The 15,458-nt window shown below is 64.1% G+C and carries 11 protein-coding genes and 4 pseudogenes; 11 read left to right on the top strand and 4 right to left on the bottom strand.

Annotated features, from left to right (window positions below; all coding sequences use genetic code 11):
* The first annotated feature begins 231 nt into the window (after positions 1–231).
* From RHBS_RS13020 to RHBS_RS12970, 10 genes and pseudogenes are all read left to right on the top strand, one after another.
* Complete coding sequence (locus RHBS_RS13020) at positions 232–1,824, top strand: carboxylesterase/lipase family protein (RefSeq protein ID WP_128645754.1); 1,593 nt, start codon at positions 232–234, stop codon at positions 1,822–1,824.
* Between the two features lie 303 nt (positions 1,825–2,127).
* Positions 2,128–3,641: pseudogene (locus tag RHBS_RS13010) on the top strand (ATP-dependent DNA ligase).
* Positions 3,642–3,742: 101 nt separating this feature from the next.
* Positions 3,743–4,582 (top strand): nitrilase-related carbon-nitrogen hydrolase, encoded by an 840-nt coding sequence (locus tag RHBS_RS13005; protein ID WP_236745382.1) that lies wholly within the window; start codon positions 3,743–3,745, stop codon positions 4,580–4,582.
* Complete coding sequence (gene hydA, locus RHBS_RS13000) at positions 4,582–6,003, top strand: dihydropyrimidinase (protein ID WP_128645751.1); 1,422 nt, start codon at positions 4,582–4,584, stop codon at positions 6,001–6,003. The genes RHBS_RS13005 and hydA overlap by 1 nt, the downstream gene beginning before the upstream one ends.
* 3 nt (positions 6,004–6,006) lie before the next feature.
* A pseudogene (locus tag RHBS_RS12995) lies at positions 6,007–7,037 on the top strand (TIGR03842 family LLM class F420-dependent oxidoreductase).
* On the top strand, positions 7,034–7,969 hold the full coding sequence (locus RHBS_RS12990; RefSeq protein WP_128645750.1) for an ABC transporter permease: 936 nt from the start codon (positions 7,034–7,036) through the stop codon (positions 7,967–7,969). The pseudogene RHBS_RS12995 and the gene RHBS_RS12990 overlap by 4 nt, the downstream one beginning before the upstream one ends.
* The gene (locus tag RHBS_RS12985; RefSeq protein WP_128645749.1) at positions 7,966–8,745 is read left to right on the top strand and encodes an ABC transporter ATP-binding protein; all 780 of its coding nucleotides are present in this window, start codon (positions 7,966–7,968) and stop codon (positions 8,743–8,745) included. The genes RHBS_RS12990 and RHBS_RS12985 overlap by 4 nt, the downstream gene beginning before the upstream one ends.
* Positions 8,742–9,485 (top strand): ABC transporter permease, encoded by a 744-nt coding sequence (locus RHBS_RS12980; protein ID WP_128645748.1) that lies wholly within the window; start codon positions 8,742–8,744, stop codon positions 9,483–9,485. Before RHBS_RS12985 ends, RHBS_RS12980 begins: the two co-directional genes overlap by 4 nt.
* A gap of 3 nt (positions 9,486–9,488) precedes the next feature.
* A pseudogene (locus tag RHBS_RS12975) lies at positions 9,489–10,630 on the top strand (ABC transporter substrate-binding protein).
* Positions 10,631–11,939 (top strand): annotated as a pseudogene (locus RHBS_RS12970) (aspartate aminotransferase family protein).
* On the opposite strand, the gene RHBS_RS12965 reads toward RHBS_RS12970, so the two are convergent.
* The 3 genes from RHBS_RS12965 to RHBS_RS12955 form a co-directional block, all read right to left on the bottom strand.
* Positions 11,940–13,322, bottom strand: coding sequence for an FAD-binding oxidoreductase (locus tag RHBS_RS12965; protein WP_121873697.1), 1,383 nt, complete (start codon positions 13,320–13,322; stop codon positions 11,940–11,942).
* Between the two features lie 92 nt (positions 13,323–13,414).
* Positions 13,415–13,951 carry a DUF3558 domain-containing protein gene (locus tag RHBS_RS12960; protein ID WP_128645747.1) on the bottom strand — a complete coding sequence of 179 codons (537 nt, stop codon included), beginning with the start codon at positions 13,949–13,951 and terminating at the stop codon, positions 13,415–13,417.
* 4 nt (positions 13,952–13,955) lie between these two features.
* Positions 13,956–14,471 carry a DUF3558 domain-containing protein gene (locus RHBS_RS12955; protein WP_128645746.1) on the bottom strand — a complete coding sequence of 172 codons (516 nt, stop codon included), beginning with the start codon at positions 14,469–14,471 and terminating at the stop codon, positions 13,956–13,958.
* Between the two features lie 192 nt (positions 14,472–14,663).
* Here RHBS_RS12955 and RHBS_RS12950 point away from each other — a divergent pair, with 192 nt between their 5' ends.
* Positions 14,664–14,975 carry a hypothetical protein gene (locus RHBS_RS12950; RefSeq protein WP_128645745.1) on the top strand — a complete coding sequence of 104 codons (312 nt, stop codon included), beginning with the start codon at positions 14,664–14,666 and terminating at the stop codon, positions 14,973–14,975.
* 7 nt (positions 14,976–14,982) lie between these two features.
* Here the strand turns inward: RHBS_RS12950 and RHBS_RS12945 are convergent.
* Positions 14,983–15,458, bottom strand: a 476-nt coding sequence (locus RHBS_RS12945; protein WP_128645744.1) for a Type 1 glutamine amidotransferase-like domain-containing protein, incomplete at its 5' end; no start/stop codon positions are given.

Raw genomic sequence — 15,458 nt, 5'->3', positions numbered from 1 at the left:
GCCGTGGTGATCGGGGGTGGGGGCGGTCGGTGATCACGGTGGCCATCGGACCGTCGCCATCGCCGCTCGCGCCGCAGGCCCCGAGCAGGCACGCCCCGACGACTGCCACTGCGGCACATCCGATTCTCTTCATCGCCGGTTCCTTCGCTCGCGGGCGTCGACGCCGTGCGTATCGTCGCCGAGGGGGTGGTAGATGTTGGTACGTTGGGCAACGACCGAACGGGAGGTGCCATGGTCACCGAGTCCGACTCCGCTGCGTCCGATTCCGCTGGTTCCGATTCCACCGTGCTCGTGAGCACGCCCTACGGTGACGTTCTGGGCTATCCGGTCGCTGGCGATGCGTCGCCGATCGTGGCCTGGCGGGGTATTCCCTACGCGACGCCTCCGGTGGGGAAGCTCCGGTTCCGTGCGCCGCGTCCGTTGCAGCCCTGGTCGGGAGTGATCGACGGCCTCGAATTCGGTGCGATGGCTCCGCAGGGACGCGACAGCCCGGTGCCGATCGATCCGTCGCTGTCGATTTCCGAGGACTGTCTCACGCTCAACGTCTGGGCTCCCCGTCCCGACGCAGAACTGCGGCCGGTGCTGGTGTGGATCCACGGCGGTGCGTACTCGCTCGGATCGTCCGCGCAGCGGGTCTACGACGGGAGGAACCTCAGCGAGAACGGCGACGTGGTGGTGGTGACCATCAACTTTCGTCTCGGCGCGTTCGGGTTCCTCGACCTCTCGTCGTTCTCGACCGACGAGCACACCTTCGAGACCAATCTGGGACTGCGAGATCAGATTGCCGCGTTGCAGTGGGTCCGCGAGTGCATCTCCGCGTTCGGCGGCGATCCCGATCAGGTGACGGTGTTCGGCGAATCCTCCGGGGGAGCGTCGGTCACCACGTTGATGACCTCTCCGAAAGCCGAGGGCCTGTTCCAGCGAGCAATCGTGCAGAGCGCGCCTGCGACCTCGGTGTACGGCCCCGAACGCGGAGCAGCGGTGGCATCGAGATTCCTGGAGTTGGTGGGGGTCGACCCGGAAGACATCGGGGAACTGTTCGACATGCATTTCACGAGGCTGGTCACCGCCGGCGACACGCTCTGCTACGAGATCCCGACGACAGTTCCTGGGACACTTGGCCTTTCGCCGGTCGTCGATGGAGATATCGTTCCGCGCTATCCCGTGGCAGCCTTTCAGAAGGGCCTCTCGCACAAGATCCCGTTGATCATCGGCACCAACCACGACGAGCCCTCGATCTTCCGATTCATGAAGTCTCCGTTGATGCCGATCACCTCCGACACCGTCTCCGAGATGTTCCGCGCCATCGCTCACGACCACGCGGATCTGCCCGCCTATCGAGTCGCCGAGATCATGGCTGCATACCCGGACCGCGACAAACCGGCTGGGGCACAGGCTATGTCGCGCGACGCTGGATTCCTCATGCCGAGCGTGTGGATCGCCGACGGGCACAGCAGGCATTCGCCGACGTGGATGTACCGATTCGATCATGCGACGCCGATGCTCAAGGCCGCACGGGTGGGAGCTGGACACGCGACCGAACTGCCGTATGTCTTCGGCAATTTCGGAACGCTCAACCGAGACCCCACCTTCTGGCTCGGTGGCCGAAAGCCGGCAATGGCGGTGTCGGCGCGGATGCAGAGACGCTGGCTCGCTTTTGCGCGGTACGGCGTCCCCGCGGCACTGGATGCGTCCAAGCATTGGGCTCCGTACACCGAGAAGACGCGCTGGACGCTGGTGATCGATGCATCCGACACTCTCGTCGACGACCCCGACGGCGACATGCGCGCTGCGTGGGGCGACCGCGTTCTCGGATTCAGCTGACACGTCGTCCATCCAACGGAGTCGTTCCGCAGGCTCCACTCCTGCGCGTCTGAGTCGTTCCGCAGGCTCCACTCCTGCGCGTCTGAGTCGTTCCGCAGGCTCCACTCCTGCGCGTCTGAGTCGTTCCGCAGGCTCCACTCCTGCGCGTCGGAGTCGTTCCGCAGGCTCCACTCCTGCGCGAGTTGTCGCACGGACGTGGCTGACATGAATCGAACGTAACAGCAAGAACACCAGTCGCTCGAGCCACACCGGTAACAATTGGATGTCAGCACGCTGTCGGTGGGGGCGGTTAGGTTCGATGTTGTGTTGATGTCGAGGATCGTCGAAACGTCCCGTGCTGTTTCAGCGACGCGTTCGCGAAAGGCCAAGATCGAGCAGATCGGTGCCCTGCTCGCCGAGGCCGATGTCGGTGATATCGAGCCCGCCGTGTCCTGGCTGTCGGGGGAGTTACCGCAGGGGCGAATAGGGGTCGGCTGGCGCACGCTGGCCGATCTCGACGTTGCGGCTGCTGCGGACTCGACGCTGACGGTTGCCGAGGTGGACGAGGCGATTACTTCGGTCGCGGCGACCTCGGGGGCCGGTTCTGCTGCGCGTCGGGTGGCGCTACTGACCGACCTGTTCTCCCGGAGTACACCCGAGGAGCGTCAGTTTCTGATCCGGCTCGTCACCGGCGAGCTGCGTCAGGGCGCGCTCGAAGGGATCATGGTCGACGCAGTTGCCGCGGCCACGAACCTGCCGCAAGCGCCAGTGCGTCGCGCATTCATGCTGTCGGGTCGTTTGCCCGCGACGGCCGTTGCCGCCATCACCGGTGGCGTCGACGCGCTGGATGCATTCCGGCTCGAGGTCGGTCGACCGGTCCGGCCGATGCTGGCGTCGCCCGCGGAATCTCTGCGCGGTGCCTGGGAACAACTGTCCGGCGATGTCACCGTGGAGTACAAGCTCGACGGTGCACGAATTCAGGTGCACCGCTCCGGAACCGACGTGAGCATCTACACGCGAACTCTGCGCGACATCACTGCGAGTGTGCCCGAGTTGGTGGACCTGGTTCTCGCGCTGCCGTGCGATTCGGTGGTCCTGGACGGGGAGACCCTCGCGCTCGAAGACAGTGGCCGCCCGCGACCGTTCCAGGAAACGATGAGCCGATTCGGTGCCGAGAGCGCGCACGAGCTGCTGCTGCAGCCCTACTTCTTCGACTGCCTGCACCTCGACGGTGTCGACCTGCTCGATGCCCCGCTGGAGCAGCGCCTGGCCGCATTGGACCGAGTGGCACCGGAGCACCGAATTCCCAGTGCCGTCAGACCCGATGCGGACGCGGCAGAGGCCCACTTCGACGCAGCACTCGACGCCGGGCACGAAGGGTCATGCTCAAAGCTCTCGGAGCGCCGTACGCCGCAGGCCGCCGCGGAAAGAGCTGGCAGAAGATCAAACCCGAGCACACCCTCGACCTCGTCGTCCTCGGAGCCGAGTGGGGATACGGGCGCCGCACCGGCTACCTGTCCAACCTGCACCTCGGAGCTCGCGATCCCGACGGTGGTGACCCGATCATGGTCGGTAAGACCTTCAAAGGCCTGACCGACGTTCTGTTGCAATGGCAGACCGACGAATTCCCGAAACACGAGCGAGAGCGGGACGAGCACACCGTGTATCTGCGCCCCGAACTGATCGTCGAAATCGAACTCGACGGCGTGCAGGTCAGCCCACGCTACCCGGGCGGTGTGGCCCTGAGATTCGCGCGAGTACTGCGGTACCGCCCCGACAAGAACCTCGCCACCGCGGACTCCATCGACGCCGTGCGCGCACTCCTTCCACATTCGTGAACAGTTCCGACGATTAATACATACGAAACCGGCCGAACGATCCCGTAACACGGCGCAAAATATCTTGAGGGTGCAAGCCAGCGAGAGATTGGGTGCCAATGATGTCCACAGTTCGAGCTGCTCTGGTCCAAAGCAAGTGGACCGGTGACAAAGAATCGATGATCGCAGCACACGAGGGGTTTGCTCGGTCCGCCGCCGAGCAGGGCGCGAAAGTCGTCTGTTTCCAAGAACTTTTCTACGGTCCGTACTTCTGTCAGCTACAGGACGTGAAGTTCTACGAATACGCAGAATCGGTACCCGGGCCCACCGTCGACCGTTTCGCCGCATTGGCGAAGGAACTCGGCATCGTGATGATTCTGCCCGTCTACGAGCAGGAACAGCCCGGACTTCTGTACAACACCGCTGCCGTCGTCGATGCAGACGGTACGTATCTCGGCAAGTATCGAAAACACCACATCCCCCACGTGAACGGATTCTGGGAGAAGTTCTACTTTCGCCCCGGCAATCTGGGGTGGCCGGTGTTCGACACCGCGGTCGGGCGTATCGGTGTCTACATCTGCTACGACAGACATTTCCCGGAAGGGTGGCGCGCACTCGGTCTTGCCGGTGCCGAAATCGTCTTCAATCCGTCGGCCACCTCGCGGGGCTTGTCGAACTACCTGTGGAAGCTCGAACAACCCGCCTCGGCCGTCGCCAACGAGTACTACGTGGGCGCGATCAATCGAGTCGGAATCGAATCCGAATACGGTGACGACGACTTCTACGGGACCAGCTATTTCGTGGACCCCGAGGGCAAATTCGTCGGCGAGGTGGCGTCGGATTCGGAATCCGAAATAATCGTGCGCGACCTCGACATGGATTTGATCAAGGTGGTCCGCGACCGGTGGGCCTTCTATCGTGACCGTAGACCCGACGCATACGGCCCACTGGTGCAACCCTGATGTCCACCACCTTCGTGCACGGTGGGACCGTGGTATCGACCACCGGCGCACAGGAATTGGATGTTCTCATCGACGGTGAAAGCATCGTCGCAGTGCTGGCACCCGGATCGGTCTCCCTGGCCGCGGACCTGAAGACCTCGGCGGACGTGGTCGTCGACGCGACCGGCAAATACGTCATTCCGGGTGGGGTCGACGGACATACACACATGGAGATGCCGTTCGGCGGTACGTTCGCCTCCGACACCTTCGAAACCGGAACGCGCGCAGCGGCGTGGGGTGGCACGACGACGATCGTGGACTTCGCGATTCAGACCCCCGGTCAGCGTGTCCAGGACACTCTGGCGCAATGGCACGACAAGGCCGCGGGGCAGTGCGCCGTCGACTACGGCTTCCATCAGATCATCGGCGACGTCACCGACGATTCTCTGAAAGCCATGAGCGAGTTGGTATCCGAGGGCGTCACCAGTTTCAAACTCTTCATGGCCTACCCGGGCGTGTTCTACTCCGACGACGGCAAGATCCTGCGCGCCATGCAGTCCGCCGCCGAAACCGGTGCACTGCTGATGATGCACGCGGAGAACGGCATCGCGATCGATGTACTGGTCGCTCAGTCGATCGCGCGTGGAGACACGGCCCCGTACTTCCACGGCACGTCGCGGCCGTGGCAACTCGAGGAGGAGGCGACGCACCGAGCCATCATGCTGGCCAACGTCACCGGTGCACCGCTCTACGTCGTACACGTCTCTGCCAAGCAGGCTTTGGAACAGATCGCGCAGGCCCGGGGCAACGGGCAGAACGTATTTGCCGAGACCTGTCCGCAGTACCTGTATCTGTCGCTCGAGGAACAACTCGGTGCACCGGGCTTCGAGGGTGCCAAGTGGGTCTGCTCGACGCCGTTGCGGTCGCGAGCGGAGGGGCATCAGGACGAGTTGTGGCGCTATCTACGCACCGGTGACGTGGCGACCGTCAGTACCGATCACTGCCCGTTCTGCATGAAGGACCAGAAGGAGATGGGTATCGGCGATTTCTCCAGGATTCCCAACGGGATCGGCTCTGTGGAACACCGCATCGATCTGATGTTCCAGGGCGTCAAGAGCGGCAGGATCACGCTCGAGAAGTGGGTCGACGTCTGCTGCACAACCCCGGCCAGGATGTTCGGCATGTATCCGAGGAAAGGCGTCATCACCCCCGGTGCCGACGCGGACATCGTGATCTACGACCCGAACGGACACACCAGCATCGGCGTCGACAAGACCCACCACATGAACATGGACTATTCGGCGTACGAGGGTTTCGAGATCGACGGGCACGTCGACACCGTGATCTCGCGTGGCCGGATCATCGTCGACGGTGGATCCTATTCCGGCACTGCAGGACACGGCCGATTCGTCCGACGCGACCTGTCACAGAATCTGATCTGAGCCATGGACATCGGGGTAGTGCTCCAGTGCAATCCGCCGGCGTCCCGTGTGGTCGACCTGGCCAGACAGGCAGAGACACATGGCTTCTCGCACGTGTGGACGTTCGATTCGCACCTGCTGTGGCAGGAACCGTACGTCATCTACAGTCAGATTCTGGCCGCGACGCGGCGGGTGACCGTCGGTCCGATGGTCACCAATCCCGCCACCCGCGACTGGACGGTGACGGCATCGACGTTCGCGACGCTCAACGACATGTTCGGCAATCGGACCGTCTGCGGCATCGGCCGCGGTGATTCGGCCGTCCGTGCCCTCGGCGGCAAGCGACAACCCTTGCCACGCTGCGGGAATCGATCGATGTGATCCGCAGCCTGGCCAACGGGCGGAGTGCCCGGGTCGGTGAGACGACGGTGCAGTTCCCGTGGGCGGAGCGGTCCCGACTCGAGGTATGGGTCGCGGCGTACGGACCCAAAGCCCTCGAGCTCACCGGACAGGTCGCGGACGGCTTCATTCTGCAGCTGGCCGATCCCGACATCGCGGCGTGGACGATCGGCCGGGTCCGCGCTACGGCCGAGCAGGCGGGTCGCGACCCGGATTCGATCTCGATCTGCGTCGCAGCTCCCGCGTACGTCACCGACGGTACCGATGCAGGGCTCGAACACGCCCGAGATCAGTGTCGTTGGTTCGGCGGAATGGTCGGCAATCACGTCGCCGATATCGTCTCGCGTTACGGCGGCGATGGCGGCGGTGTTCCACAGGCACTCACCGACTACATCGCGGCGCGCAAAGGATACGACTACAACGAGCACGGCCGAGCAGGCAATTCGCACGCAGAATTCGTTCCGAACGAGGTGATCGACAGGTTCTGTCTGCTGGGCTCTCCGGCCGATCACATCGCCAAACTGAAAGAGCTCGAGGCCCTCGGTGTCGATCAGTTCTCGGTGTACCTGCAGCACGACGCCAAGGCAGCGACCCTGGAAGCATACGGAGAGAGCATCATTCCGCAGATTCGCCCGAGCGTGACGGCAACGTCGTGACGAGTGTTCTCGATCAGGCTTCGGTGGTGGCACCAACTTCCGCCGGTGCGAATCGAGGAGTGCGGCGTCCGTTGATGGCAGTGGTGGCAGTCGGCTTGTTGCTTGTGTTCTGGGAGCTGGTGAAAGTGCTCGTCCCCGAGAACGGGGTGAGTATCGCCGGAGTGCGGGTACTGCCGCGCACCGACGACGGCGCGCTACCGCACGTGTGGTCTGTGTTGGCGGCGCTCACCGAGCCCGAGGTGAACGTCGCCGGGGCTCGCAGCGTCGGTGCCGCGATCGTATCCAGTGGCCTGTTCACGTTCGGGCTCGCGGTACTGGGGTTCGCCTTGGGGACGGTGGTCGGGCTGGTGCTGGCCGTGGTGATGCAACGATTCGTGTGGGTCGAGCGGTCCGTGTTGCCGTATGTGATCGTCTCGCAGACGGTTCCGCTGATCGCGTTGGCACCACTCGTCGCGGGGTGGGGCGGGAAGATCGCCATCGGCGGCTACGCATGGCAACCGTGGATGAGTATCACCGTCATCGCGTCGTATCTCGCGTTCTTCCCGGTGGCGGTGGGGATGCTGCGAGGCCTGCGTGCACCCGATCGCGCAGCACTCGATCTGATGCACAGCTATGCGTCCGGATGGTGGACCACCCTCGTTCGACTACGCCTACCCGCCTCTGTGCCGCATCTGATTCCGGCGCTGCGTCTGGCCGCGGCCGCCGCCGTGATCGGTGCCGTGGTCGCCGAAATCTCCACCGGAACGACCGGCGGTATCGGCAGGCAGATCATCGTGTTCTCGCAGCAGGCAACAGGAGACGCATCCCGCCTGTACGCCGCTGTTCTCGGTGCAGCGGTGCTCGGGCTGGTGGTGACCGGGTTGGTGTCGCTGCTCGACATCGCACTGGGTCGGTACGCGGGCCGCTCACCTGGTCGAAAGGATCGGTCATGACCGAGCATGCGGTACTCGTCGAGGGCGTCGGGAAGACGTTCGACGGGGGAGTGACTGCGCTGGAGGATGTTTCGCTCGCGATCGCGCCCGGTGAATTCGTCTCGCTGATCGGGCCTTCGGGGTGCGGAAAATCGACGTTGCTCCGCATCGTTGCCGATCTCGAGCAACCCACGTCCGGTGCTGTGTCGGTATTCGGTCTGACTGCTCGCCGATCCCGCATCGAACAGAGATACGGCATCGCCTTCCAGCAGGCCGGGCTGCTCGATTGGCGCACAGTGCAATCGAACGTCGCGTTGCCGCTCGAACTGCACAAGGTGGCCAAACGCGTACGCGCGGAACGGGTGCGCGAACTCCTGGACCTCGTCGGACTCACCGATTTCGCAGAGAAGTTTCCCAGCCAGCTATCCGGTGGGATGCAGCAACGAGTGGCGATCGCGCGGGCGCTGGCCCGAACGCCGGGACTGCTGCTGATGGACGAACCGTTCGGTGCCCTGGACGAGATGACCCGCGAGAAGATGCAGAACGACCTACTGCGCATCGCCGAGGAGTCGAGCGCGGCAGTGGTGTTCGTGACCCACTCGATTCCCGAAGCGGTGTACCTGTCCAATCGGGTGGTTGTGATGTCCCCTCGGCCGGGGCGGATCGTCGACACACTCACGATCGACAGATTCGGCGCGAACGGGGATCCTCGCGAATCGGCGGAGTTCTTCTCGTCCATCACCGCGGTTCGGGACGCGTTGCACGGCCGCACGGTTCGCAGTGCGGATCTGCGATGAAGCTCTGGCTGCCACCGGTGGTGTTCGGTGCAGCGGCGCTCGCACTGTGGCAAATGCTCACGGTCGTCGCGGGGGTTCCGTCGTTCCTGCTGCCGTCGCCGAGCGCCATCGCCGAGCAATTCGTGCGAAATCTCGGCAACATCGGATCGGCAAGTCTGGCAACGGGAACCAATGCTCTCATGGGGTTGATCGCAGGCTCGGTCCTCGGTCTCCTCGCGGCAATGGCAGCGGTTCGCCTGCGGATCGTCGACGAATTGCTCACCCCGTTGGCAGCGGGTGCTGCAGCCGTTCCCATCGTCGCTCTTGCGCCGGTGTTCAATTCGATGTTCTCCTCGACCACCGATCTACCGCGCCGCCTCGTGGTGACCATCGTCGTGTTCTTCCCGGTATTCGTCAGTGCGGCAAAAGGACTGCGTCAGGTCTCGGCCGTGCACCACGATCTCATGACGTCGTATGCCGTGGGTGGTTGGCAGTTCACGCGAATCGTCCGCCTCCCGTCCGCCGTTCCGCACATCTTCACCGGGTTGCGGGTTGCCGCTCCCAATGCTGTCATTGCTGCCATCATCTGCGAGTACTTCGGTGGATTGCAGAACGGTTTGGGGTCGCGGATCACCTCCGCCGCGGCGAACACGGCCTATCCCCGGGCATGGGCCTACGTGATGGGTGCCATCGCAGTCGGTTTGCTCTTCTTTCTGGTTGTTCTGCTGCTCGAGAAGCTCGTGTCCCGGCGTCGTACCTAGGAGATGAACGTGAAGATCACCCGAACCCCCCGATCTCTTCTCGCGGCCGTGATGGCGCTGGCAGTGGTCGCCTCGGCGTGCAGTACCACCACGACGGACACCGACACCGGTGCCGACGGGGACACCACCATCAAGTTGCAACTGCAGTGGTTCAAGCAGGGCCAGTTCGCGGGCTACCTCGCCGCCGTCGATCAAGGCTTCTATGCGGAACAAGGACTGAACGTCGAAATCCTCGACGGTGGAACCGATATCGTCCCGCAAACCGTGCTCGCACAGGGGCAGGCCGATTATGCCGTCGCGTGGGTACCGAAGGCGCTCGCATCCCGTGAGGCCGGAGCCGGCATCACCGACGTGGCCAGATCTATCAGAAGTCGGGCACCTTGCAGGTCTCGTTCGAGGATCAGAACATCGCGTCACCCGCCGACCTCCAGGGCAAGACCGTCGGAAACTGGGGCTACGGAAACGAATTCGAGTTGTTCGCCGGTATGACCAAGGCCGGTGTCAGTCCCTCCGACGTGACGTTGGTGCAGCAGCAGTTCGACATGAACGGCCTGTTGTCCGGTGATATCGCTGCAGCCCAGGCAATGTCGTACAACGAGTACGCGCAGTTGCTCGAGACCGTGAACCCCGCAACCGGTGCGCTGTACACCGCAGACGATTTCACGTCGCTGAACTGGAACGACGACGGAGTCGCGATGCTGCAGGACGCGATCTGGGCCAATACCGACAGGCTCTCCGACGAGGCCTACCAGGATCAGACCGTCAAATTCCTGGCGGCATCGTTGAAGGGCTGGATCTTCTGCCGCGACAACGTCGAAACGTGCCGCGACATCACCGTCGCTGCGGGCTCGACACTCGGCGCGAGTCACCAGCTCTGGCAGGTCAACGAGGTCAACAAACTGATCTGGCCGTCCGCGGAGGGCATCGGCATGATCGACGAGGAGGCCTGGCAGCAGACTGTCGACATCGCGAGGTCCACCCAGAACGCCGAGGGATCGACCGTGCTGACGGCCGACCCCGATGCCGAGGCCTACACCAACGAGTACGTCACGCAGGCGCTCGATTTGTTGAAGGCCGACGGTGTGGACGTCACCGGGGAGTCGTACGCTCCGATAGAGGTCACACTGGAGGAAGGCGGCAAGTAGATGGATCACGTGTTCTACTCCTGGGCGGCGCAGGCCGAACTGAACCCGATCACCGTCGAGGGGGCGGAGGGATCGTGGTTCTGGGACGACAAGGGCAACCGATACCTGGACTTCTCGTCGCAGTTGGTCAACGTCAATCTCGGCCATCAACACCCCGACGTGGTCGCCGCCATCGTCGAACAGGCTCAGGTTCTGACGACCATCTCCCGACCGTGGCCAACAACAAGCGCAGTGAACTCGCCGCGTTGATCGCCGAACGTGCGCCGGGTGATCTGAACCGAGTGTTCTTCACGACCGGTGGAGCGGAAGCCGTCGAGCATGCGGTGCGGCTGGCGCGACAGCACACCGGGCGTACGAAGATGCTTGCCGCGTATCGCTCGTACCACGGCGGGACCGGAGTTGCGATCGGTCTCACCGGCGAGCCTCGGCGGTGGGGCACCGAACCGACCAACGTCGACGTCGTACGCTTCTTCGGGCCGTATCCGTACCGGTCGCCCTGGGGCACAACGACTCCGGAGGACGAGGCGGCTGCAGCACTGGCACACCTCGAACAGGTTATCGTGCTCGAAGGCGCGCAGAACATCGCCGGACTGATCCTCGAATCGGTCATCGGCACCAACGGTGTGCTGATCCCTCCGCCCGGCTATCTGGCCGGGGTCCGGGCGCTGTGCGACAAGTACGGAATCGTCTACATTGCCGACGAAGTGATGGTCGGGTTCGGGCGAATCGGCGAATGGTTCGCATGCCAGGCCTGGGATGTGACACCGGATCTGATCACGTTCGCCAAGGGCGTCAACTCCGGTACGTGCCCCTCGGCGGGGTCGTGATTTCGGAAAGGATCGCCTCGCAATTCGACCACAAGCCCTATCCCGGCGGGTTGACCTACTCCGGTCACGTGCTCGGGTGCGCCGCGGGCGTGGCATCCATCGGAGTGTTCGAGCGCGACAAGATCCTTCCGCACGTGCGTCACGTCGGTGAGGACGTACTGGGTGCGGGCCTGGCGAAGCTGGCCGAATCACATCCGAGCGTGGGCGAGGTGCGCGGCAAGGGATTCTTCTGGGCCGTCGAACTGGTCAAGGACGGCACGACGAGGGAACCGCTGGTGCCGTTCGCCGCGTCGGGCAAGGACGCGGCGGCGATGGGTACGGTGACCGCAGCGGCGAAATCACGTGGGCTGTGGCCTTTCGTCGCCGGCAATCGCCTGCAGATCGCGCCACCGCTCACGACGTCCGAAGACGAGATTCGTCAGGGACTGGAAATCCTCGACGAGGCATTGACGGTGGCGGACGGGTTCACCGTCGACGGGTGATCACAGCACAGCACCCGGGTTGAGGATGCCCGCCGGATCGAGTGCGGTCTTGATTCGGCGGGTCAGTTCCATGACGTCCTCACCCACCTGATCGGGCAGCCACGCCTTCTTGAGGCGACCGACTCCGTGTTCACCGGTGATGGTGCCGCCCAACGAAATTGCCAGATCCATGATCGCGCCGAACGCGATGTTGGCGCGCCGTGTCATGTCGGCGTCCTCGGGGTCGAAGACGATCAGAGGGTGGGTGTTGCCGTCACCGGCGTGGGCGATGACCGCCACCAGCACATCGTATTTGGTGGACAGCTCGGCGATTCCGTCGACGAGGGCCGGAAGTGCGGGCAGTGGAACGCCGACGTCCTCGAGCAGTAGGCTGCCAAGTCGCTCTACCGCGGGAATGGCGAATCGCCGTGCGGCAGCGAAGGCCTCGCCCTCATCTGGGTCGTCGGTGGTGAAGACATCCGAGGCCCCGGCCTCGGTGCACGCGGCCGCCATGATCTCGATCTCGCGACCTCGGTCGGCACCGGGGGAGTCGGACCGAGCAATGAGCATCGCTGCCGCCTCGCGATCGAGTCCCATGTTCATGGCGTCTTCGACGGCACCGATGGACGCGCGGTCCATGAACTCGAGCATCGACGGCCGCAGGTTCCTGGTGATGGCCAGAATGGCGGCGGTGGCGTCGTGCACCGACGCGAACGAGGCAACCACCGTACTGGCGGGAGGTTGCGCCGGAATCAATCGAAGAGTGATCTCGGTGATGATGCCCAGCGTGCCCTCGGATCCGACGAACAACTTCGCAAGGGACAGGCCCGCAACGTCTTTCAGGCGTGGCCCGCCAAGTCGGACGGCGGTACCGTCGGCCAGGACGACCTCGAGACCGAGAACGTAATCGGTGGTGACGCCGTACTTCACACAGCACAGTCCGCCCGCATTGGTGGCCGCATTGCCTCCGATGGAACACATCTCGAACGAGGACGGATCCGGTGGATACCAGAGGCCGTGTTCGGCAACCGCCTTCTTGACCTCGGCATTGAGCAGTCCGGGTTGTACGACGGCGATGCGGGTCACCGGATCGACGGTGATCTCTCGCATCAACTCGGTGGTGAGCACGATTCCGCCGTCCACGGCGGTGGCTCCACCGGACAGACCCGATCCCGCGCCGCGTGGGACGACCGCCACGGCGTGCTCGGTGGCCCACCGCATGACGGCACGAACGTCCTCGGTGGACTGCGCGCGTACGACGGCAAGCGGGGTACCAGCGTCGGGATCCTTGGCCCAGTCGCGTCGGTAGCCCTCGGTGATGTCCGGGTCGGTGACCACCGAGCCGGGCGAAAGAAGGGATTCGAGCTCGCTGAGGCGGGCATCTGCATCGGTCGTCACCGACATCTCGGTCTCCTCACGTCGAAAATGTGACCGTCGACACTCAAGTCTGTCACGGCCACGCGTGAGGCGGAGTCGGGGTCGGGGTCGACGCTCGGTCACTGGTTGCGTTGCAGTGTCAGTTCTGCGAGTTCGGTGGCGGCGGCGCACGGGTCGGCCGGACTGCCGCCTCGGTACTGCACCCACCAGGTGATGACGCCCGAGTACGCCGCGCTGATTCCGCACGACGACGGGTCGGCCGGTCGTCGTGACAGGAACGCTGTGGTGCCGGCAACGGCGACGTTCTCGGTGGCGTAGCCGAGCCGGTCGGCCAGGTCTCGCTCGCGCGAGAGTGCATCGTTCTCGAACCAGGCGAAGGTCACGTCGATGAGTCCGGCGGCACCGACGCCGGTCCACATGCAGACTGCACCGTAGAAGTACTGATCGACGAGGTCGGCACCCACTGTTTCGGCGATGGTGGGATCCGGGACGGCGATGCACTCCTCGAGCAGCTTGTCGAACTGGCCGCTACCGCCTGATCGAGCGGGTGCCGCTGTACCGGTCACGGTGGTGGTGCATCCGGTACCGAGGGCTGCAGTGACGAGGACAACGGCGAGGATACGACGGATGGAATCGGTGCAGGGGAACGTCGTCATCGGGCTACTTCGCCTTCGAGATCGTGGTTCTGGCCAGATCCTCGACGACGTCGCACGAATCGCGGGGGCCGTCGACTATGTAGTTGACGGACCAGTGCACGAAGCCGTCCCCGTTTTCGACCCCGGCCTCGCACGACGCTCCCGAGGCCGCGGCGGTGAATCCCGGGTGACCGTCCACATCGATGCGCTCGATGATACGGCCGACGGCTTCGGCCACGGAACTCTCTCGGTCGATGGGGCTGCCGCGGTACCAGGTGAACATCGCGTACGCGCCGCTCGCGGATTCCCATCGGCAACGAATAGCGTTCTCGGACACCACCGTCAGGTCGGATACGGCCGTGAGTCTCTGCACTTCCGTGTCGTCCATCGACCCGCATTCACCGACGAAGAGGTCTTCGGTGACGGGCTGATCGGCCGTCTCGGACGGATCCGGATCGGCCTCGGTGTCCGGTGTGTTCGAGCATCCGACCAGCCCACATGTGATCGCTGCGATCAACGCTGCAACGGCTCGACTGCGCACGAACGCGGACTCTACCCACCTGTACGGAGGAAGGTGAGTGTTTGACCGAAGCGAGTCACATCAGTAACACCAGCCTCAGGCGTTACCAGATCGATGCGTCGCCGACACGCAATTTTGTAGTTCGCCACGCTAGCGTCCAGCGCAGCGAACCTCGCACCCCCATGTGGTGCGAGTCGACAAGGAGGCTGCACCATGATCGATCCCGGAAGTGACTCCTGGAACTACGTGGCCGCGATGTTCTCGTACGAATTCCTCGGGGGCGGAATCGAATACGACACCATCGAGCGCATTCACCGAGGCGAGATCGACGAGTGGGTTCAGGCGTTGACGCAATCCGGGCTGTTCGATCGAGCAACCATCGCGCAGATCGCCGACTCGTGGCATCGGGCCCCCCGGCAGTTGTTCGACATGCTGGTGCTCGACGCGGACGAAGTGACCGCCAGACGGTGCTCGCTGGCATGGTCCTCGCTGGACCGACTCGCCCCACTGGCCCGGCTGGGTTGAACGAAGGTCAACCACCGAGCACACGCGTCCCTGACGCATCGACGACGATGGCCTGGTCGTCGGTCAACCCACGACAGTCGATACCGTCCCTGCGTAGGCGCTGCACGGTTGCATGCCCCGAATCGTTCTCGTCCAGAACCGAATTCAGGTGCGGGACGATCGAGAAATCGACCAGACCCAGCCCGGTCCATACCGGATCGACACCGGTGGTGGGCCGAACCTCGCCTGGGTCGTCCGCGTCCTCGACTCCGATCAACGACGGTGCGGCCACACACGCGCCCGCGCTGTATCCGCTGTACACGATCGATCCCCGCCGAACACGCTCGGCCAGAATCTCCTCTGCACCCGAGCGGGCGAGCTGAGCGCGCAGGACGAAGGTGTTGCCTCCGCGCACCCACACCGCACCGAAGCCGTCCAGTGCGCGCTCGAAGGCGGCGGGCCGACCCACGTACTGGCGCAGATCCAGCTCGGCGGGCCGGTACC

Origin of the sequence: Rhodococcus sp. BS-15, from assembly GCF_000813105.1 — a bacterium.
Classification (GTDB): domain Bacteria; phylum Actinomycetota; class Actinomycetes; order Mycobacteriales; family Mycobacteriaceae; genus Rhodococcoides.
The sequence above is the reverse complement of the archived record's forward strand: the minus strand, read 5'-3'. Positions and strand labels throughout refer to the sequence as shown.